The sequence below is a fragment of the Pseudomonas sp. GW460-12-10-14-TSB1 genome, from assembly GCF_017349775.1.
Classification (GTDB): Bacteria; Pseudomonadota; Gammaproteobacteria; order Pseudomonadales; family Pseudomonadaceae; genus Aquipseudomonas; species Aquipseudomonas piscium.
This window is the reverse complement of the sequence record NZ_JACNAC010000004.1, coordinates 1-18,279: the sequence shown is the minus strand read 5'-3', so window position 1 is coordinate 18,279 and position 18,279 is coordinate 1. Positions and strand designations below refer to the sequence as shown.

Here is an 18,279-nt window from a genome sequence, read left to right as displayed (position 1 = left end):
CTGAGTCCTTTGCGGTGATGGGTGGATCGCGCTACCTACAAGGTTATGCCGAGATAAGCACCCATGCTTGAAAAGATCAGTGCACTCCCCTCCGCCACCCGCTATTAATAGCCTTCTTCACTCAAGGACCCGAGCCCCATGAAATTCGACACCGCCTACTGCATCAGCCTCGACGACAAGCTGTCGATCTATGACGTGCGCGACCTGAATTTCGACGAGACCATGGCCTTCGACTCGGCCAAGGAACAGTTCCAGTGCCCCAACGATGCCTGTCGCGCCGCCTTTGCCGCGGACAACCAGTTGGGCACGTTCAATGCCAAGAACGTCAATTACATCCGCACCCCACACTTCAAGAACCTGCCCGCCACCCGGCATATCGAGGGCTGCCCTTATGGCAGCAGCAGGACGCTGGCAGCCGGGACGGAGGGGGCGCCGGACGAGAATGATCGGGAGGAACATTTCCCATCGGAATTGCTGCTGGCCCGCCGCGAATATGTGCGCAAACCTGCCACACCCACTGCGGATGTCGAAACGCCAGGAACTGCAGCGCCAGCGTCCACCTCCAGCCCACGCACGCCTCACCCGGCCCAGGCCAGCACGCCGGACAAGACCAGTGTCTTCGCCCATCCGGTGGAGTGTTTTGTGTCGAATATCGACGACAAGGAGCTGCTCAAGCGCATGCCGTTGAAGATTGGCGAGCACACGGCGTCCTATGCCTCGTTTTTCAAGAAGATCGAATACTTGCTGGACAACAAGGGCTTGATCTACTGGGGCAAGATCAAGGAGATCAAGGACTACACCCAGAGCTTTCGCATCGACTTCGAACAGAAGGTCTGGTTCAAGCAAGCGGACGAGGCGAAAAAGAAGCCCTATTCGGTCAACGTCTACCTGAGCAAAAAGCTGATCGAGAACTACCGCAAGCGCAAAGCCTTCCTCGAAGAAATCAAGCATGCCATCGACAGCGAGCAAGAGCTGTATTGCTTCTTCTATGGGGTGACCCCGGAGCTGAAACAGGTGCCGAGCAAGAAACACCCCGAACAGACGTTCGGGGTATTCAGCGCCAACATCGAGAACCTCGACCACTTCATCATTCGTGAAGCGCCGGGGTTGGCGACAGGCTAATCCTTAGCGGGCCAGCATGCCGAGCATCACCAGCACCAACAGGCCGATATACACCCACGCATGCAGCCGGTCGGGAATGCGCCCGATCCACGGCGAGGCCAGGCGAATACCCAGCAATGAACCCAGGGTCAGCACGACAAAGGCCAGCAGGTCGACATAGCCGATAAACCAGGGCCCCAGATCGAAGCGGCTGAAACCGGCCAGGGCCATATAGGTCATGGTCCCGGCCAGGGCCACCGGCACGCTCAGCGGGTTGGCCATGGAGGTGGCCTGGGTCATGCTCAGGCCGCAACGGCGCAGCAGGGGCACGGTCATCACACTGCCGCCAACTCCCAGAAAGGTAGCAATGACGCCGATGCCCAGGCCGCCGGTGGTTTCCAGTCGCCCCAGGCGGCGCGGCGTGCGGGTATCGGCCTGTTCAAGAAAGCCACGACGCATCAGGCAATCGGCAATGGTCAGCGCCAGATAGGCGATAAAGGCGTAACGCATCACCTCACCATTCACCGCCATTGCCAAGCCCGCTCCCGCTATCGCTCCCAGCCCGATATAGCCGCCCAGTGGCCACAGGTAATGCCGAATCAGGTTGCCGGCGCGGCGGTGTTTGCCGGTGGCCATCAGCGCGTTGACGATCATCACGCAGGTCGAGGTGGCGACCGCTATATGCATGGCCGACCGGGCGACGGCATCGTCAGCACCGTGGCTGCTCAGCAGCATGCGATACAGCAGCGGCACCACCACAAAGCCGCCGCCGAAACCGAACAGCACCGCACTGATCCCGGTCATGCAGCCAAACAGCGCCAGCCATAGATAAAACATCGAAGGTTCTCCGTTAGCAGAAGACCTCGACAATAGAGCGCCAGGGCTTGGCCGGCTTTAGCAAGTCAGCCAATATTATTTGCATTTACGCCAACCCGTGGACGCTGACGCCATGCGTAACACTTCGATAGACCTGCTGGATCACACCCCACGCGCCGTGGTGGCGATCGGCACCGATTACCCCCAGGGCCACCTGCTGCCGAACCACAGCCATCGTCGTGCGCAGCTGTTGTATGGCGCCACCGGGGTGATGCAGGTCAGTACGACGAATGGCCGCTGGGTGGTGCCGTCACAGCGTGCGGTATGGATTCCGCCCCAGGTGGCCCATGAGGTGTTGATGCTCGGGGTCAGCACCCGCAGCCTGTACATCGAGCCGGCGGCGATGCCGGCCCTGGGCGATCAGTGCCAGGTGATCAGCGTGTCGCCGCTGATGCGCCAGTTGCTGATGGAGGCGGTGGATCTGCCGCTGGCGTACGACAAGGACGGGCGCGACGGTGCGCTGATCAACCTGTTGCTGCATGAACTGAACCGCACCACCCGCCTGCCCCTGCACATTCCCCTGCCCGAAACGCCGCGCCTGCTCACGCTGTGCCAGGCCTTTCTGCAACAACCCAATGCCCACCAGTCCCCCGAGCAATGGGCGCAACAACTGCATATCAGCCTGCGCACCTTCAACCGCCTGTTCCGCGAGCAGACCGGCATGAGTTTCGTCCAGTGGCGCCAGCGCGCCTGCGTGGTCAGGGCCTTGACCCGGCTGGCCGCGGGTGAGGCAGTGACGCGAATCGCCCTCGATTTCGGCTATGACAGCCCCGCCGCCTTTTCCACCATGTTCCGCCGGGTAGCGGGGCAACCGCCCAGCGCTTATCTGGAAACCGGGGCATAGCGCCGGGACAAGCCTTGTCACTAAGACGTTGAGGCAATCGGCAAAATGAGTTTGATCCGGGCGCAAAACAACTGTACAAATAAACAGTACTTTATCGACTCATCTTCACCCGCTTCCGGAGAAACCCCATGGCCTCACTCGCGATGAAAGTCACCCTGGAACGTATCGCTCTCTTCCAGTTCACCTCAGAACACTGCATTCAAGCCCGCGCCATGCTGGGTTGGAGCCAGGAACATCTGTCACAGCAGTCCGGCGTCTCGGTAGCCGCCATTCACCGCTTCGAGGCTGGCGGCGAATTGCTCGACGTGACCCGGCTGGCTCTGGCGTTTCGCCTGGAAGCAGAAGGCCTGGTGTTCTTCCCTGGCTTCGCCCCGGGGCGCGGCATGAATATCAAGGGCGCCACGCCCAACCCGATGGAACGACCCGACTACGCCATGATCGAGTGATCCAGGGCACTCAGCACTTCTTCCTGCAGCGCTTGCACCGAGCGGTGAGTGGCATCGAGGCGGATTACCGGGCAGCTCAGCCCGGTGATCCAGCTCTCATGCCGGCGCAGGCTGCGCGTGCCTTGGCCACCCGTATCGTAGCCGGCCGCCCAGGCAAGAAAGGTTTGAGTAGCGAGGTGGCGTTCGCCGCCCTCATGGATCTGCTCGCCGTAACGCTGAAACTCGCGAACCCGCAAACGCTGCAGGCGGATCTCGGGGTCCAGGCGGAGGAAAATGGCATGGGTGAAGGCCGGAATCATCGGGTCGCCCCAACCGCACAGCGAACCGGACAACACCCAGCTGTCCAACCCCGCCACCTGTTGCTGCAACAACTGGATGCGCTCGTCCCGTGGACGTCGCAGACTGAAGGGCTGCTCACTGGGGCGCCAGAAGAAGTTGTCGGCGTCAAAGTGTGCGATAGCCAAACGCTGGGCCAGCGCCTGGCCCAAGGTCGTGGTACCGGAACCGGATGCACCAAACAGATGAAGCCGATAAGCCATCACAAGGTCCGTCCGTTGGAGCATTGAGGAGAGTTTTCTAGATACTCCCCCAGACGCCAACACGGCAACCTGGCGATGGCCGGGCTCGAAGCTATGGCCGACGAAGGGTCTACAGATCGCTCGCCGTTGCCTGCTCGGCCACAGGGTCGACCTCCATCCACCAGGCGTGCCCCCGTTGCGGGTGCGCCAGGTTGAAGGGCTCGCCCATCTGCGGCGTGGCAATGGCGATGCTGCGTTCCCAGGCCAGCGAGAGGATGCGGTCGAACGGCTCGTACCAGGCATGCATCGACAGATCGAATGTGCCGTTGTGGATGGGCAACAACCAGCGCCCCTTGAGGTCGATGTGCGCCTGCAAGGTCTGTTCAGGCTGCATGTGCACGCCCGGCCACTCGACGTTGTAGGCGCCGGTTTCCATCAGGGTCAGGTCGAAAGGACCGTAACGTTCGCCGATCCGCTTGAAGCCGTCGAAGTAACCGGTGTCACCGCTGAAGAAGATCCGGCTGTCGCCATCGATCATCACCCAGGACGCCCACAGCGTGCTGTTGCCATCGAACAGGCCACGACCGGAGAAATGCTGCGAAGGCGTGGCGATAAAACGAATGCCATCGACTTCAGTGCCTTCCCACCAATCCAGCTGGCGTACCTTGTCGGCCGGCACACCCCACTTCACCAGGGTATCGCCCACGCCCAGGGGCGTGAGGAAATAGCGGGTCTTGTCCGCCAGCTTGAGCACGGTCTGGTAGTCCAGGTGATCGTAGTGGTCATGGGACAGGATCACCGCTTCGATCGGTGGCAATTCGGCCAGGCTGATAGGCGGCTGGTGGAAACGTTTGGGGCCGGCCCATTGCACTGGCGATGCGCGTTCGGCGAACACCGGATCGGTGATCCAGAACTTGTCGTGCAGCTTCAATAACACCGTCGAATGCCCCAGGCGGTAGACGCTCTGGTTCGGCGCCGCCAACAGCTGTTCGTGGGTCAGTGGCTGCACCGGGATGGCCCCGACCGGGCGGGTGTTACGCGGTTTGTGGAACAACATGCGCCAGAAAATACCCAGCGTCTTGCCCAGCCCGGCACGCCGGACCGGCGCGTGATTACGGAACGCACCTTGTTCCTGCTGGGACGTTTCGGGACGTGAGGCGCTGTCTGCACGGGAAGAGAGAGTGGCCATGAATCAGTGACTCCAAGGAGCCCGACAAGGCTCCGGTGATTCTCTGCGGAACGACAAAGGCCAATGCACGCAAGCGTCAGCCGGCCATCATTTTTTCTGTCACGAACTACACTGCACAGTGTAGTTTTTCTAGATTGCAACAAACCCGGGACTAAGTAAACTGCCCCGGATAACTGCCAACGACCGCCATCGAACCCAACTTATGACAGCTCCGAAGCGCCTGACCGACCTCAAACGCGAAGCCATCATCCAGGCGGCGATTACCGAATTCCACGCCAGCGGGTTCGATATCACCAGCATGGACAAGATCGCGGCAACGGCCGGAGTGTCCAAGCGCACGGTGTACAACCACTTCCCCAGCAAGGAGGAGTTGTTCACCGAGATCATGCATAAGTTATGGGCGAGCATCAGGGCGCGAACAGACATTCTTTACCACCCCGGATTAACCCTGCGTGAACAGTTGCGGGAATTGTTGATGGCCAAGCTGCAACTGCTGGCCGATGACAACTTCCTCAACCTGGCGCGGGTCGCCATTGCCGCTACCCTGCATTCCCCCGAACGCGCCCAGTACATGGTGGCGCGCATGGGCGAGCGTGAAGAAAGCCTGATGGTGTGGATTCGCTCCGCCCGGGCGGACGGCCGACTCAAGCCGCTGGACCCGGACTTCGCCGCCCAGCAGCTCCACGGCATGCTCAAGGCGTTTGCCTTCTGGCCGCAGATCACCATGAACCAGCCGCCCCTCAAGGAAGACGAACAGCAGCGCATCGTCGAGTCCACGCTGGACATGTTCCTGGCCTGCTATCAAGCCTGACTCCCCTTCTCTCTCGGTTACTCCAACAAACGGATATGCCAGCCGCCATGGCTTGCAGCGAGCGCTCTGCAATAGGCGTTTGCGTACGCTCGTTCCACTAAATGGCCTGCAAGGACACTGATTATTCTTCTTGGAATAAATGACAATATTCGTCGCCTTGCCCAATGAAGGGTGACGGCCAATAAAAACACCACAAAGTGTTTCAAACCCGGGCTGACGCGGACATTTATGGATAACCAACAAGGCAAAGGGCTGTCGTTTGCCAAACGTATTTACATGCCAAGGATCGTCGGGCTGGGGATCGGCAGCCTCAGCGTATTCGCCGGGTTGTACCCGGTGCAGCAACCGACCTGGGTTTGGCTGTTCCTACTGTTCAACGGCTTTGTCTGGCCGCACCTGGCGTACCTGATCTCGACCCGCGCGGCTTTCCCCTACCAGGCCGAACGCCGCAACCTGTTGTGCGACTCGCTCTTCGGTGGTTTCTGGGCAGCGGCGATGCAGTTCAACCCGCTGCCCACGGTGACCATTCTGGCCATGATGGCGATGAACAACGTCGCGGCCGGTGGCCTGCGCCTGTTCATCCACGGCTCCTTGGCGCAGCTGAGCGGTGTGCTGCTGTCATGGTTGCTGCTCGGTCCTGCCTTCACCGGGCAGGCCACCCAGCTGCAGATCTACGCCTGCCTGCCGATGCTGACCCTCTACCCGATGGCGGTGGGCATGGTCTGCTACCAGCTGGCGATCAAGCTCTCCGAGCACAAGCGCACCCTCCGCGCGCTGAGCCGCACCGACAGCCTGACCGGTCTGCTCAACCATGGCGCCTGGAAAGACCTGCTGCACCTCAAGTTCACCAAGTGCCAGCAGCAACGCTGCCACGGCACCATTGCCTTGATCGACATCGATCACTTCAAACACATCAACGACAGCTACGGCCATATCCTCGGCGATGCCGTGCTGCATCAGTTGAGCCGGGACCTCAAGCTCAACCTGCGCCAGGACGACCTGGCCGGGCGCTATGGCGGCGACGAGTTCTGCGTGATCCTGCCCGCGACCTCGATCCAGCAGGCCGGCGAAGTGATGGAACGGCTACGGGAAGTCTTCGGCAACTATCGCCATCCGGGCGTACCGCAACTCAGGGTCAGCCTGAGTATCGGCCTGGCCGCCTGGCACCCGGGGCTGCGCGATGCGGCGATGTGGCTCATGGAAGCCGACAAGGCCCTGTATGCCGCGAAAAACACCGGGCGCAACAAAGTCGCGGCCGCCGCCCCGGCAAACAATGCCTTCCTCGCCGTGCCGACCGGCTCCTGAGAAGTTGTACAAGAATGTAAAAACCAACATCTTGTACAACTTTCACGAACATCACTCCGAACCAAGCCGGCATAATGCCGCCATGCGGTTACCCCAAAAAAGCCGCGCGGCACATTCGCCGCCGTGCAACATAACTTCCCTAAATTAACTCGCAGGCCCAGCGTCTCACCTCAGACGTTGAGCAAGGGTGTGCTCCGGACAGGGGCGTGCCCTTCCAAGGGTTATCTGTCAGTCATGGAATGCTGGCATTGAGCAGACAGTGCCAAGGCCCCGGGGCTTTCGGCATGCAGGCGCAGACAACAGGGACTGACTCCAGGTTTTTCCCACTGAGCACCAGCCATCATGCTATTCAACCGCCATAACAAAACCATCGACGCCTTGCACCAGACCATCGCCCAGCAAGCCAGCCTGCTCGAGGCCATCGACCGTTCGATGGCGGTGATCGAGTTCGACCTGGAAGGCACTGTCCTGCGGGCCAACGACAACTTCCTCAAGACCATGGGCTATCGCGCGGAGCAGGTCATCGGCCAATCCCATCGCCAGTTCTGCAACGCCGAGTTCGCCCGCGGCAATCAATACCGCGAGCTCTGGACGCGCCTGAAAAACGGCCAATTCGAATCGGGAACCTTCGAACGGGTCAATGCCCAAGGCCAGCCGGTGTGGCTGGAGGCCAGCTACAACCCGATCAGGGATGCCGACGGCAAGGTCTGCAAGGTGGTCAAGTACGCCCTCGACGTCACCGAGAAAATCCAGCAGGAAAGCGAGTCCAGAGGCAAGCTGCACGCCATCGACCGCGCCATGGCGGTGATCGAGTTCAACCTCGACGGCAGCGTCATCACGGCCAACCAGAACTTCCTCGATCGCCTCGGCTACAGCCTTGCCGAACTCAAGGGCAAGCATCACCGGATCTTCTGCAAGCCCGAGCTGGCCAACAGCAGCGCCTACCAGGACTTCTGGCGGCGCCTCAACCAGGGCGAGTTCTTCAGCGGGCAGTTCGAGCGCGTCGACAAACGCGGGCAATCGCTATGGCTGGAGGCCAACTACAACCCGGTGTACGACGCCGCCGGGCGCCTGTGCAAGGTGGTGAAGTTCGCCTCCGACGTGACCGCGATGGTGGAGAAACACGCCCAGGACGCCCAGAGCGCGACCCAGGCCTACCACATCTCGGTGGAAACCCGGCAAGTCGCCGAACAGGGCACCGCGGTGATCCAGCAGGCGGCCAGCGAGATGCGCCAGATCGCCGCCAACATCGAAGACTCCTCGACCCTGATCGCCAAGCTCGGCGAACGTTCCGAGCAGATCACCGCCATCGTCAACACCATCCGCGCGATCGCCGAGCAGACCAACCTGCTGGCGCTCAATGCCGCGATCGAAGCCGCGCGTGCCGGCGAACAGGGCCGAGGTTTTGCCGTGGTCGCCGACGAAGTCCGGCAACTGGCCGCCCGTACCAGCGGCTCGACTGCGGAAATCTCGGGGATGATCGACATGATCCAGCACGAAACCCAGCAGGCCATCAAAAGCATGGATGGCACCCGGGACCGGGCGGCCAAGGGCGTGGACCTGGCGGACCAGGCCGGCACCGTGATCCTGCAGATTCGTGACGGTGCCAGCGAGGCGGTACAGGCGGTGAGCATGTTTGCCAACGAACGCGCCGCGCTCTGAACCGGCCGTTCTGAATCAACGGCGTCGACGCCAGGGAAGGCGTCGGGCAACGGACTATAGTGACCGGCAGTCCCATCGCCCCGAGCCCGCCATGAACCCGACCCCATCCGAAACAGCCTCAGCCGCCCCTGTCGACCACCTGCGCTTTCATCGCCCCCATGCCCATCTGGCCCCGACCTTCGGCACCGACAGCTTTGCCCTGAAGGCCGAAGCCTTCGCCCGTTTTTTCGGCACCCCGGCCTTTCTCGGCGCGCAAACCCTGATCGTGCTGGTCTGGGTCGGGCTCAACCTGAGCGGTGTGACGCACTTCGACGTCTATCCCTTCATCCTCCTCAACCTGGCCTTCAGCCTGCAATCGGCCTATGCCGCGCCGCTGATCCTGTTGGCCCAGACCCGCCAGGCCGCACGCGACAAAGCCCAGACCGAGGCCGATGCCCAGCACCGCGAAGCCATCGCTATCGCCAACAGCGAACGTCAGGCGCAAGCCGCGCAACACACCGCGCAACTGCTCGAACTGCTGGAGCAGAACACCCGCCTGACCGAGATGACCAAACAGCTGACCGAACGCATCGAGAGCCTGACCTCGGAAATGCATCAGCATGTCCTGCACAAGGCCCCGCCCCAGGCATGACTCACTGCGGCGCGCGCAAGCGCTGGCTCAATTCGTCGAACAGCGTCACCACCGCGCGTAGCGCCCGGCAGTCGGCGCGGGTCAGCAACCAGAGCGCGGTATCGCATCCCGGCAGCGGGTCGCTCAGAGGTTGCAGGGCCGTCGTGTCGTCGAGCAGGAAATCCGGCAGCACCGCCACACCCAGCCCGGCCTTCACCAGTTCGCTGACCGCCAGCATGCTGTTGCAGCGATAACCCGGCACCACGCCGGGCAACGCCTGCCGGCGCCAGGCCACAGTAGCGTGGTCCGGGAGAAAATCGTCCGGGGCGATCCAGGTCAGCCCGGCCAAATCCGTCGCCCCGACCGACTGCCGATAGCTCGGGCTGGCACAGACCCGGTAGGACACCGCACGCAACTGCCGGCCGACCAGATGCTCGGGCGGTGTGCGGGTCAGGCGCAGGGCCAGGTCGGCGTCGCGCCGGCTGAGGTTGGCGAAATCATTGGAAGTACTGAGTTCCAGGGCCAGTGCCGGATAACGCGGCATGAATTGCGCCAGCGCCGGCAACAGCAAGCCCTGCAATACCGAATCGGTACAGGTCAGGCGTACCATGCCGCTGACCACCGCGCCGCCCTGCTCCACCCCGACCTGTGCCGCGTCCAGCGCCTGTTCGGCGCGTTCGGCCTGCTCGGCCAGGGTGCGGGCCAGGCCGGTAGGCAGGTAGCCGGCGCGGCTCTTGTCGAACAGCTGCTGGCCCAGCGCGGCTTCGAGGCGACGCACCGCACGGAACACCGTCGATACATCGACCTTCAGCAACGCCGCCGCGCGGGCCAGGGAGCCGCCACGCACCAGGGCGAGGATCAGCGACAGGTCGGGGTAGTCGAGCCGATAGTGCGTAGCTGCATTGTTCACTTGGGTAAATGCCAATATTGAATGCGTGAACGCCAATCTATAGTGACTGCCAGCCACCCACAAGCGCTGGCCATACCGGGAGTAGTCCATGCCGCACATCGCACGTCCACCCATCCTGAACATCGCCCTGGTAGGCGACTACGACCCTCAGGTCACCGCGCACCAGGCCATTCCCCGGGCCCTGGAAATGGCCGCCGAGGAAACCGGCCTCAAGGTGCACTACCGCTGGATGGCCACCGACAGCCTGACCTGCGACGAGCCACTGCAAGAGGTCGACGGCATCTGGTGTGTGCCCGCCAGCCCCTACCGCTCGATGGACGGTGCCTTGCGGGCGATCCGTTTTGCCCGCGAACAGCAGCGGCCCTTCCTCGGCACCTGCGGCGGTTTTCAGCATGCGGTGCTGGAATACGCGCGCAACGTCCTGGGCTGGGCCGATGCCGAACACGGCGAAACCCATCCCGAAGCAGCACGCGCCTTGCTCACGCCGTTGACCTGCTCCTTGGTGGAGGCCACCGACAGCATTCACCTGTGCGAAGGCAGCCGCATCGCCGAAGCCTATGGCGAGCGCCTGATCAGCGAGGGTTATCGCTGTCGCTACGGGGTCAACCCGGAGTTCGCGGCGCAATTGCTCAAGCACAACCTGCGCCCCAGCGGCTACGACTCGGCCGGCGACCTGCGGGCGGTGGAACTGCGCGACCATCGGTTTTTCATCGCCACCCTGTTCCAGCCGGAACGGGCGGCGCTCAAAGGCGTCGTGCCGCCCCTGGTCAGCGCCCTGCTCGCCGCTTGCCTGGAGCGTCACGCATGATCGCCCGCACACCCGAGGCGCCCTATTACGCGGTGATTTTCAGCGCCCAGCGCCGCGAGCCGGACCCGGCCTACGAACAGGCCGCCGAACGCATGGTCGAGCTGGCGCGGCAGCAGCCGGGATTTCTCGGCATGGAGTTCGCGCGTAACGAGGAGGGCTTCGGCATCACGGTCTCCTACTGGCGGGACCAGGCCTCGATCCTCGCCTGGAAGCAGAATGCCGAACACCGCGTCGCCCGCGAACGCGGGCGCAGCGACTGGTACGCGGCCTGTCATACCCGGGTGTGCAAGGTTGAACGCGCCTATCTGTTCGAACGCTGAGACCTGATCGCCAGCCCGGCCACCGCGCATCCCGGTTATTGCGCCACCGGCACCCGGTTGCGCACCGCCGAAATCTCCGGCAGGTCGGTGCGGCGCATGTACACGCGCAAGGGTTCGCTGATGTTGATGCGCTCATCGATGTTCTGCTCCAGCAGCAACTGGATCAGCTCGCGCTTGAGCACCATGACCTGGCCCTCGGCGGTGGCCCAGACGAATTCGCTGGCGGGGGTGATGGCGTCGTCGGCGACGTCCATGCCGAAGGAGTCTTCGCTGAAGCGCACGATGTGCTGGCCGCTCTTGCGGTTGAAACCGACAAAACCCTTGAGCTGGTCGGCGGCCTGGCAGATGAGTTCGGATGTGATGCGCATGGTAAACCTCACTGAGTGTCCCGCAGGACAGGTGATCGATGGTTTACACGCCAGGCAAGAGTGGAAATCTCGGGCTTCCCTCTGACGGGGAAACTTCAGGGCGCAAGCGTACTGCAAAGCACCCCACAAAAGCGTCGGAAAATTTGCCGCATGTGCAGATTTATGTCGGTTTCGCGATAGCACAACGGCCATTCAATTGTTAAAAGGTAGTCCTTTGAAAACCGCCCTCCACGAAAGGACCTCGACCATGCCTGCCACCTTCACCAAAAGCGCCCTGATGCTGAGCCTGATGCTTGGCCTGGGCCAGGCACAGGCCGCCAGCCCAAGCCCCACTGCACTGGCTGTCAGCCAAGGCATTCCACACCCCGCGGTGATCGCTCACCGGGGCGCGTCCTTCGATGCACCTGAGTCCACCGCCGCCGCCTACAAGCTGGCCCGCGACCTGGGCGCCGACTACCTGGAAATGGACTTGCAACGCAGCAAGGACGGCGTGCTGTTCGCCCTGCATGACAACAACCTGCAGCGCACCACCGACGTCGCCAGCAAGTTCCCCGAGCGCAAGGACAGCCCGGCCAACGCCTTCACCATGGCCGAACTGAAAACCCTCGACGCCGGCAGCTGGTTCAACCAGGCCCATCCCGACCGCGCCCGTCCGAGCTACGTCGGCCTGAAGATCCTGACCCTCGACGAAATCATCGACATCGCCCAGAGCAACCCGCAGCACAAGCCCGGCCTGTACATCGAGACCAAGGAGCCCAAGCAATTCCCCGGCATCGAGCACGACCTCAAGGAAAAACTCCAGGACCGCGGCTGGCTCAGCCCGGCCGGCTCCAAGCTGGCGAAAAGCGACCTGGCGGTAGGCCAGGGCAAAGGCAAGGTGGTGTTGCAGACCTTCGAGAAGAGCAGCCTGGAACTGCTGCAGAAAGAAATGCCCAAGGTGCCGAAGATCCTTCTGCTGTGGATCGGTGAAGGCGGCATGCAGCCCAAGTCCGACGTGACCTTCGCCAACAGCGGCGAGAAGGACAAGGCGGCCTACTACGCCAAGCAGGAACCCAAGGACAAGGCCGAGTTCGAGCAGTGGGTCAGCTACGCCAAGGCCCAGGGCGCCATCGGCACCGGTCCGTCGGCGGCACTGACCAACGGCGGCGACCAGAGCTACTTCGACCTGGTGCAACCCTGGATGAACCAGTTCACCCACGACCAGGGCCTGCTGGTGCACGTCTACACCATCGACGAGCCGGTGGACTTCAAGAAGGTCCTGGACTCCGGTGTCGACGGCATCTTCACCAACCGCGCCTCGGAGCTGCTCAAGTACGTCAAGCGTCCGGCCAGCGGCAGCGTGAGCCAGCTGCTCGAGGCCAACGGCTACTGAGCCGGTCGCCGTGCGCACGCCCGAGTGGACAGGCCAGCTGTGGCTCGGGCGTGACTACGGACTGATCCAGGGAGAGCTGGGGCGCACCGTGCCCCACGCCCACTACGCCCATCAACTGATCCTCGCCCCCGGCGCGCCGGTCACCGTCAGCCTCGACGGCCAGCCCTGCACTGCCCGACAGGTGTTCATCCCGGCCATGCAACGGCATGCCATCCTCGATGCGCCCGGCCCCCTGTTCACCCTCTACGCCGAACCGCTGACGATTGACGCCCAGGCCCTGCAAGACAGCCTGCTGTGTGTCGAGCTGTCGCTGCCGGCGCTGACCGAAGCGCTGCAGCGTTGCCCGCGCCGAATCCTCCAGGACCGGCGGATCGAAAAAGCCTTGGCTGCTCTCGACCGACAATTGGCCGGCAAGGTTTCGGCCAGCGCCCTGGCGGCCCATGCGCACCTGTCCCTGAGCCAGCTCGAACGGCTGTTCAGCGGCCAGCTCGGCTTGCCGGTGCGGCGCCTGGTGCTGTGGCGGCGCCTGCGCCTGGCGATGGGCCTGGTGCTGGCGGGCCAGGCCATCACCGAGGCGGCTCATGGCGCCGGCTTTGCCGATTCCGCGCACTTCTCCCGGACCCTGAAAAGCCTGTTCGGCGTCACCGCGCGCCAGGCCCTGCAACACATCGAACTGCGCCTGCTGGACTGACTCAACGCCGCAACGGCAAGGGCACCGGCGGTTCCTCATGCACGGCTTGCCTGCCGAAGGGGGCCAGCAACTGTCGCCAGTACGCCTGCGGATAATCCGGCTGGCTGCCGATGCCCAGGTCGCCTTGGCGGATCGGGTAGGCCGAGGAATAAAACGCCGTGCCCAGCAACCAGTCCCAGACATTGAAGAACAGGCCGAAATTCACATTGCCGGCGGTGCCGTACTTCATGTGGTGAAAGCGGTGCATCGGCGCCCAGGCAAACACCCAGCCCAGGGGACCGGGGCGCATGTCGACATTGGAGTGTTGCAACAGCAACTGGATGGCAATGGCAAACGCCAACAGCTGCGCCACCGGCAACGGGATCCCCAAGAACAGCAGCGGCAACAACCCGGCGCTGGCTTCCAGCAACTGATGCAGCGGGTGCTTCATCAAGCCGTTGAAGCCATACAGGCGCTGCACGCTGTGATGCACCGCGTGCAGGCGCCACAGCCAGGACAGCCGGTGGCTGAAGTAATGCGCCAGGGTCAGGCCGCAGTCGGCGACGACCATCGCCAGCGCCAACTGCGCCCACAACGACCAGCCACGCGGCCACAAGCCATCGAACGCCAGCAGGCTCACCAACCCCGGCAACAGCAGCAACCCCAGGGCGTTCAGGCTTTCATTGACCAGCGCGTGCAACACGTCACGCAGGCGATCCTGCTGCGGGCGGTTCCAGTCCACCTCATAGGGCAACCACCACTCCGCCAGAAAGGACACCCCGAGCGCCCCGGCAAACACCAGCAGCAACCAGCCCGGGGCCAGCCCCGGCGTGCCTATCACCCACACGCCAGCGCCGATGAAGCCGGCGAAAAACGCGGGACCGTACAAGCCTTTGATCATTGCTTTCATCACTGTCTCTCCTGTTCGAGAGCACAGCTTGAAATACCCGAGGGCCACTGGAATTGAACAAACGACGCAAAGCTTGCGCTGAATTAAGGGTGAATTAAGTTGCGCCGGCTAATCTGAACCCACTCAAAACGAATCACCCCAAGGAAAGACACTATGAAAACGTTGACTGCCCTGTTCGCCGCTACCGCCCTGACCCTGACCGCCGGCCTGGCCCAGGCCGACGTGCGCCCGGACCTGATCCCGGGCCTGCTCAAGGCCGGCACCATCATGGACCTGGAAAAACTCAACCAGGCAGCACTGGCCGAACACCCTGGCACCACCGCCGCCAACATCACCGACACCGAACTGGAACAGACCGCGGCCGGCGCATACGTCTACCAGGTGGAGTTGCGTGACGCCAAGGGCGTCGAGTGGGACGTCGATCTGGATGCCAAGACCGGCAAGGTCCTGAGCAACAAGCAAGACAAGTAATTCTTCAAGACAAAAAAGCCGTGTGACCGAAAGGCCACGCGGCTTTTTTCATGCTCTGGCGCATCAGGCACTCAAGCGTGCCGTCACCTCGTTCAACTGCCCCGACAGCTCGTGCAGGTTCTGGCTGGCGCGCTCGGTGCGCTGCACGTTATCCAGGTTGGTGCTGGCGATCGAGGTGATCTCGGTCAGGTTGCGCGAGATGTCCTCGGCCACCGAGGTCTGCTCTTCCGCCGCCGTGGCGATCTGCCGGTTCATGTCGCGGATCGCCTCGACCGCCTCGGTGATCCGCTCCAGCATGGCGCCGGCCTGGGTCACCTGCTCGACGCTGGCATCGCTGCGCGCCTGGCCACTCTCGATCGCATGGGCGGCGTCCAGCGCACCGGTCTGTACACTCTGGATGATCTGGTTGATCTCGATGATCGATGCCGCGGTGCGCTGCGCCAGGCTGCGTACCTCGTCGGCGACCACCGCAAAACCGCGCCCGGCCTCGCCAGCCCGCGCCGCCTCGATGGCGGCGTTGAGTGCCAGCAGATTGGTCTGTTCGGCAATGCCGCGGATCACTTCCAGCACCTTGCCAATACGCCCGCTGTCGGCTTCCAGGCGGCGGATCACCTCGGCGGTGTTGGCGATTTCGCCGCGCATCAGGGTGATGGTGTGGATGGTGCCCTGCATCACCTGCTCGCCCTGCTGGGCCGACTGGTCGGCGTCATCGGCGGCCCGCGCCGCATCCGCCGCATGGCGCGCCACTTCCTGGGCGGTGGCGGACATTTCGTTCATCGCCGTGGCGACCTGGTCGGTGCGGTTGAACTGGTCGTTGGTGCCTTGGGACATCAGGGTGGCAATGGCATTCAGCTCGCCGCTGGCGCTGTCCAGGTCGGACCCGCTGCGCTGCAGACGGCTGAAGGTTTCGGCGAGGAAATCACGCAAGGTGTTGGCGGCCACCGCCAGCTTGCCCAACTCGTCCTGACGGCTGCTGGCCACGGGTTCGGCAATCCGCCCACGGCTGAGTTGCGCCACGTAGTCGATCAACTGGCGGATCGGTTCTACCAAGCTGCGGTTGACCAGCCACAGGCTCAGCAGGCCGATCAGCAAACCCGAGGCCAGCATCACCAGCAGGCCGATCCACACTGTGCGCTGGGCGCCGGCGCTGATATCCCGCGACTGCTCGCTGCCCTGCTTGCGCAGCTCACTCACCAGTTCACTCATCTGCTCGCTGGCGGCGCGGTCCACGCCCTTGACCGCGGCATCGCCGGCGGCCGGGTCGGCACCGGCGGCGACAAAGGCATCGCGGCCTTTCTGGTACGCCGTGCCCAGCACCCGATGCTCTTCACGCAGGCGCTCGATGCGGCCCTTGAGGGTCGCGCCTATACCCGGCTCCGCCGCCAGTTGGCCCAGAATGCCCTGCACATCGCGCTGGCGATCCTCGAACTGCTGCCAGTACTTGCTCAGGTCGGCGCTCTGCTTGCCACGCAGCAACACGTTCTTCCATTCCTGCACCTGGACCTTGAACTGCAGGTTGGCTTCATCGATCAACTGCGAGGTGCGCAGCGGCCCCTCGATCAGGTCGCGATAACCTTGCACGCCATTGGACAGGAAGTGAAAACACGCCAGCGCGATCAACAGCATCGCCAGCAGACTGCCGCTCAACAAAGCCAGAACTTGCGCTCTCAGGGATTTTTGCAAGGACATCGAATGAGATCTCTCAACAGGGATAGAGCACGCCCGAGGCGGGCATGGGTAGCGTGCGAACATCCCTGTCAGGCGAACCGAGGCAAGCCGGCCGCGCAGTCGTTGTATGCGTGATCGGCCTGAAAGAGGCTTTCTTGAGGGCCTCCGACAGCCGGTTATAAGCGCTGAATATTGCGCTTCAAACCGTCACAAAACAGTCATGAAGCCTTGCGATGATCGGGTTCAAGTGAACCTGTAAAACCGCCTACAGGTGCCTTCCCTCCTGCGAGACTCCATGAACCACAGCATCGACCATGCCCATCGCGATTCGGATCTGTTCGGCCTGCTCTACGGCTTTGCGTTTCGCCCCGGCGAGCGGGGTCGCGAACTGGATTCGGCCAAGGCCCTGCAAGCCCTGCAACAACCGGACGATGGCGAGGAGTTTCTCTGGCTGCACCTGAACCTGGCGCATGCCGCCTGCGAACGCTGGATGCAGACCCACCTGGCCCTGCCGGAAGAATTCTTCGAGGCCTTGCACGAAGGTTCGCGCTCGACCCGCATCGAGCATGTGGATTCGGCCCTGCTGGCGGTGGTCAACGACGTGGTGTTCAACTTCGGCAGCATGGTCTCCTCGGACATCTCCACCCTGTGGGTCTGCGTGCGCAGCCGGCTGATCGTCAGCGCGCGCCTGCAGCCCCTGCATTCGGTGGACAAGCTGCGCTCCTCGGTCAAGGCCGGCGAACGTTTCCGCTCGCCCCTGGAACTGCTGGTGCACCTGCTGCGCGACCAGGGCGAAGTGCTGACCCAGATCGTGCGCAAGACCAGCCTCAACGTCGACCAGATCGAAGACCAGTTGCTGGCCGCGCGGATCTCCACCAACCGCGCCGAGCTGGGAGCCATGCGCCGGGTGCTGGTGCGCCTGCAACGCCTGCTGGCGCTGGAGCCGGGCTCGCTGCTGCGGCTGCTCAACCGTCCGCCGCAATGGCTGCAGAAGGAGGACGTCAAGGAGCTGCGCAAGTCCACCGAGGAGTTCGCCCTGATCATCAACGACCTCACCGCCCTCGGCGAGCGGATCAAGCTGCTGCAGGAAGAGATCGCCGCCAATATCAACGAACAGACCAACCGCACCCTGTTCACCCTGACCGTGGTCACGGTGCTGGCACTGCCGATCAACATCATCGCCGGCTTCTTCGGCATGAACGTCGGCGGCATTCCCTTCTCCGGGGACCCGGAGGGTTTCTGGATACTTGTGGCGCTGGTCGCCACCTTCACCGTCATCGCCGGCCGCTGGGCGTTTCGCAAGCGCCAGGATATGTAGGCCGCCGCTCGCTCCTACAGAAAATGGCGCGGCTTCTTGACCAGTGGTTAAAGGATTCACCCAAACACTGACCTGAGGCAGTCTCTCTGTAATATTTGGCAA

20 protein-coding genes and 2 pseudogenes are annotated in these 18,279 nt (G+C 62.9%); 14 read left to right on the top strand and 8 right to left on the bottom strand.

Annotated elements, in window-relative coordinates; translation table 11 throughout:
* Positions 1-138: 138 nt before the first annotated feature.
* The gene (locus J4D52_RS03805; RefSeq protein WP_063432693.1) at positions 139-1,122 is read left to right on the top strand and encodes a hypothetical protein; all 984 of its coding nucleotides are present in this window, start codon (positions 139-141) and stop codon (positions 1,120-1,122) included.
* 3 nt (positions 1,123-1,125) lie between these two features.
* Here the strand turns inward: J4D52_RS03805 and J4D52_RS03800 are convergent, their stop codons facing one another.
* Positions 1,126-1,938 (bottom strand): sulfite exporter TauE/SafE family protein, encoded by an 813-nt coding sequence (locus J4D52_RS03800; RefSeq protein WP_063432694.1) that lies wholly within the window; start codon positions 1,936-1,938, stop codon positions 1,126-1,128.
* 112 nt (positions 1,939-2,050) lie between these two features.
* Here J4D52_RS03800 and J4D52_RS03795 point away from each other — a divergent pair, with 112 nt between their 5' ends.
* Both J4D52_RS03795 and J4D52_RS03790 read left to right on the top strand, forming a co-directional pair.
* Positions 2,051-2,821 (top strand): helix-turn-helix domain-containing protein, encoded by a 771-nt coding sequence (locus tag J4D52_RS03795; protein ID WP_063432695.1) that lies wholly within the window; start codon positions 2,051-2,053, stop codon positions 2,819-2,821.
* A gap of 128 nt (positions 2,822-2,949) precedes the next feature.
* Positions 2,950-3,267 carry a helix-turn-helix transcriptional regulator gene (locus J4D52_RS03790; RefSeq protein WP_025805762.1) on the top strand — a complete coding sequence of 106 codons (318 nt, stop codon included), beginning with the start codon at positions 2,950-2,952 and terminating at the stop codon, positions 3,265-3,267.
* On the opposite strand, the gene J4D52_RS03785 is transcribed toward J4D52_RS03790, so the two are convergent.
* Positions 3,249-3,806 carry an AAA family ATPase gene (locus J4D52_RS03785; RefSeq protein WP_063432696.1) on the bottom strand — a complete coding sequence of 186 codons (558 nt, stop codon included), beginning with the start codon at positions 3,804-3,806 and terminating at the stop codon, positions 3,249-3,251. The genes J4D52_RS03790 and J4D52_RS03785 overlap by 19 nt on opposite strands.
* Positions 3,807-3,915: 109 nt before the next feature.
* Positions 3,916-4,974: an MBL fold metallo-hydrolase gene (locus J4D52_RS03780; RefSeq protein ID WP_025805764.1), complete on the bottom strand. Its 1,059-nt coding sequence runs from the start codon at positions 4,972-4,974 to the stop codon at positions 3,916-3,918.
* A gap of 202 nt (positions 4,975-5,176) precedes the next feature.
* Between J4D52_RS03780 and J4D52_RS03775 the strand changes: the two genes are divergently transcribed.
* The 5 genes and pseudogenes from J4D52_RS03775 (at position 5,177) to J4D52_RS03760 (ending at position 9,383) form a co-directional block, all read left to right on the top strand.
* Complete coding sequence (locus J4D52_RS03775; protein WP_102676811.1) at positions 5,177-5,785, top strand: TetR/AcrR family transcriptional regulator; 609 nt, start codon at positions 5,177-5,179, stop codon at positions 5,783-5,785.
* A 228-nt stretch (positions 5,786-6,013) separates the two neighbouring features.
* On the top strand, positions 6,014-7,090 hold the full coding sequence (locus tag J4D52_RS03770; protein WP_102676812.1) for a diguanylate cyclase: 1,077 nt from the start codon (positions 6,014-6,016) through the stop codon (positions 7,088-7,090).
* Between the two features lie 342 nt (positions 7,091-7,432).
* Positions 7,433-8,197 (top strand): annotated as a pseudogene (locus J4D52_RS30705) (PAS domain-containing protein); the annotation flags it as partial.
* Positions 8,198-8,200: 3 nt separating this feature from the next.
* The gene (locus J4D52_RS30700; protein WP_404940823.1) at positions 8,201-8,752 is read left to right on the top strand and encodes a methyl-accepting chemotaxis protein; all 552 of its coding nucleotides are present in this window, start codon (positions 8,201-8,203) and stop codon (positions 8,750-8,752) included.
* Positions 8,753-8,843: 91 nt separating this feature from the next.
* Positions 8,844-9,383, top strand: a complete 540-nt coding sequence (locus J4D52_RS03760) for a DUF1003 domain-containing protein (protein ID WP_102676814.1) — start codon at positions 8,844-8,846, stop codon at positions 9,381-9,383.
* A gap of 1 nt (position 9,384) precedes the next feature.
* On the opposite strand, the gene J4D52_RS03755 is transcribed toward J4D52_RS03760, so the two are convergent.
* Complete coding sequence (locus J4D52_RS03755) at positions 9,385-10,362, bottom strand: LysR family transcriptional regulator (protein WP_371860288.1); 978 nt, start codon at positions 10,360-10,362, stop codon at positions 9,385-9,387.
* Between J4D52_RS03755 and J4D52_RS03750 the strand changes: the two genes are divergently transcribed.
* Positions 10,361-11,080 carry a CTP synthase gene (locus tag J4D52_RS03750; RefSeq protein ID WP_102676815.1) on the top strand — a complete coding sequence of 240 codons (720 nt, stop codon included), beginning with the start codon at positions 10,361-10,363 and terminating at the stop codon, positions 11,078-11,080. The two genes, J4D52_RS03755 and J4D52_RS03750, sit on opposite strands and share 2 nt — an antisense overlap.
* Positions 11,077-11,400 (top strand): antibiotic biosynthesis monooxygenase, encoded by a 324-nt coding sequence (locus J4D52_RS03745; protein ID WP_102676816.1) that lies wholly within the window; start codon positions 11,077-11,079, stop codon positions 11,398-11,400. Before J4D52_RS03750 ends, J4D52_RS03745 begins: the two co-directional genes overlap by 4 nt.
* A gap of 35 nt (positions 11,401-11,435) precedes the next feature.
* On the opposite strand, the gene J4D52_RS03740 is transcribed toward J4D52_RS03745, so the two are convergent.
* On the bottom strand, positions 11,436-11,768 hold the full coding sequence (locus J4D52_RS03740; RefSeq protein ID WP_025805772.1) for a DUF2025 family protein: 333 nt from the start codon (positions 11,766-11,768) through the stop codon (positions 11,436-11,438).
* 247 nt (positions 11,769-12,015) lie between these two features.
* Here J4D52_RS03740 and J4D52_RS03735 point away from each other — a divergent pair, with 247 nt between their 5' ends.
* Both J4D52_RS03735 and J4D52_RS03730 read left to right on the top strand, forming a co-directional pair.
* Positions 12,016-13,140 (top strand): glycerophosphodiester phosphodiesterase, encoded by a 1,125-nt coding sequence (locus tag J4D52_RS03735; RefSeq protein WP_102676817.1) that lies wholly within the window; start codon positions 12,016-12,018, stop codon positions 13,138-13,140.
* A 10-nt stretch (positions 13,141-13,150) separates the two neighbouring features.
* Positions 13,151-13,831 carry a helix-turn-helix domain-containing protein gene (locus J4D52_RS03730; RefSeq protein ID WP_102676818.1) on the top strand — a complete coding sequence of 227 codons (681 nt, stop codon included), beginning with the start codon at positions 13,151-13,153 and terminating at the stop codon, positions 13,829-13,831.
* 1 nt (position 13,832) lies between these two features.
* Here the strand turns inward: J4D52_RS03730 and J4D52_RS03725 are convergent, their stop codons facing one another.
* Positions 13,833-14,720 carry a sterol desaturase family protein gene (locus J4D52_RS03725; protein ID WP_025805775.1) on the bottom strand — a complete coding sequence of 296 codons (888 nt, stop codon included), beginning with the start codon at positions 14,718-14,720 and terminating at the stop codon, positions 13,833-13,835.
* A 153-nt stretch (positions 14,721-14,873) separates the two neighbouring features.
* Between J4D52_RS03725 and J4D52_RS03720 the strand changes: the two genes are divergently transcribed.
* Complete coding sequence (locus J4D52_RS03720) at positions 14,874-15,191, top strand: PepSY domain-containing protein (protein ID WP_007925169.1); 318 nt, start codon at positions 14,874-14,876, stop codon at positions 15,189-15,191.
* A 63-nt stretch (positions 15,192-15,254) separates the two neighbouring features.
* Here J4D52_RS03720 and J4D52_RS30695 read toward each other — a convergent pair whose 3' ends face one another.
* Together J4D52_RS30695 and J4D52_RS30690 are read right to left on the bottom strand one after the other, a co-directional pair.
* Positions 15,255-15,959 carry a methyl-accepting chemotaxis protein gene (locus J4D52_RS30695; protein ID WP_371356886.1) on the bottom strand — a complete coding sequence of 235 codons (705 nt, stop codon included), beginning with the start codon at positions 15,957-15,959 and terminating at the stop codon, positions 15,255-15,257.
* Positions 15,960-16,187: 228 nt separating this feature from the next.
* Positions 16,188-16,298: pseudogene (locus tag J4D52_RS30690) on the bottom strand (hypothetical protein); the annotation flags it as partial.
* 856 nt (positions 16,299-17,154) lie between these two features.
* Here J4D52_RS30690 and J4D52_RS03710 point away from each other — a divergent pair.
* Positions 17,155-18,177 carry a transporter gene (locus tag J4D52_RS03710; RefSeq protein WP_102676820.1) on the top strand — a complete coding sequence of 341 codons (1,023 nt, stop codon included), beginning with the start codon at positions 17,155-17,157 and terminating at the stop codon, positions 18,175-18,177.
* The last annotated feature ends 102 nt before the right edge of the window (positions 18,178-18,279 follow it).

Excerpts from the sequence above, each read along its gene's own strand:
- J4D52_RS03805 (WP_063432693.1), top strand. The coding sequence starts at position 139 with ATGAAATTCGACACCGCCTACTGCATCAGCCTCGACGACAAGCTGTCG.
- J4D52_RS03800 (WP_063432694.1), bottom strand. The coding sequence starts at position 1,938 with ATGTTTTATCTATGGCTGGCGCTGTTTGGCTGCATGACCGGGATCAGT.
- J4D52_RS03795 (WP_063432695.1), top strand. The coding sequence starts at position 2,051 with ATGCGTAACACTTCGATAGACCTGCTGGATCACACCCCACGCGCCGTG.
- J4D52_RS03790 (WP_025805762.1), top strand. The coding sequence starts at position 2,950 with ATGGCCTCACTCGCGATGAAAGTCACCCTGGAACGTATCGCTCTCTTC.
- J4D52_RS03785 (WP_063432696.1), bottom strand. The coding sequence starts at position 3,806 with ATGGCTTATCGGCTTCATCTGTTTGGTGCATCCGGTTCCGGTACCACG.
- J4D52_RS03780 (WP_025805764.1), bottom strand. The coding sequence starts at position 4,974 with ATGGCCACTCTCTCTTCCCGTGCAGACAGCGCCTCACGTCCCGAAACG.
- J4D52_RS03775 (WP_102676811.1), top strand. The coding sequence starts at position 5,177 with ATGACAGCTCCGAAGCGCCTGACCGACCTCAAACGCGAAGCCATCATC.
- J4D52_RS03770 (WP_102676812.1), top strand. The coding sequence starts at position 6,014 with ATGGATAACCAACAAGGCAAAGGGCTGTCGTTTGCCAAACGTATTTAC.
- J4D52_RS30700 (WP_404940823.1), top strand. The coding sequence starts at position 8,201 with ATGGTGGAGAAACACGCCCAGGACGCCCAGAGCGCGACCCAGGCCTAC.
- J4D52_RS03760 (WP_102676814.1), top strand. The coding sequence starts at position 8,844 with ATGAACCCGACCCCATCCGAAACAGCCTCAGCCGCCCCTGTCGACCAC.
- J4D52_RS03750 (WP_102676815.1), top strand. The coding sequence starts at position 10,361 with ATGCCGCACATCGCACGTCCACCCATCCTGAACATCGCCCTGGTAGGC.
- J4D52_RS03755 (WP_371860288.1), bottom strand. The coding sequence starts at position 10,362 with ATGGACTACTCCCGGTATGGCCAGCGCTTGTGGGTGGCTGGCAGTCAC.
- J4D52_RS03745 (WP_102676816.1), top strand. The coding sequence starts at position 11,077 with ATGATCGCCCGCACACCCGAGGCGCCCTATTACGCGGTGATTTTCAGC.
- J4D52_RS03740 (WP_025805772.1), bottom strand. The coding sequence starts at position 11,768 with ATGCGCATCACATCCGAACTCATCTGCCAGGCCGCCGACCAGCTCAAG.
- J4D52_RS03735 (WP_102676817.1), top strand. The coding sequence starts at position 12,016 with ATGCCTGCCACCTTCACCAAAAGCGCCCTGATGCTGAGCCTGATGCTT.
- J4D52_RS03725 (WP_025805775.1), bottom strand. The coding sequence starts at position 14,720 with ATGAAAGCAATGATCAAAGGCTTGTACGGTCCCGCGTTTTTCGCCGGC.
- J4D52_RS03720 (WP_007925169.1), top strand. The coding sequence starts at position 14,874 with ATGAAAACGTTGACTGCCCTGTTCGCCGCTACCGCCCTGACCCTGACC.
- J4D52_RS30695 (WP_371356886.1), bottom strand. The coding sequence starts at position 15,959 with ATGTCCGCCACCGCCCAGGAAGTGGCGCGCCATGCGGCGGATGCGGCG.
- J4D52_RS03710 (WP_102676820.1), top strand. The coding sequence starts at position 17,155 with ATGAACCACAGCATCGACCATGCCCATCGCGATTCGGATCTGTTCGGC.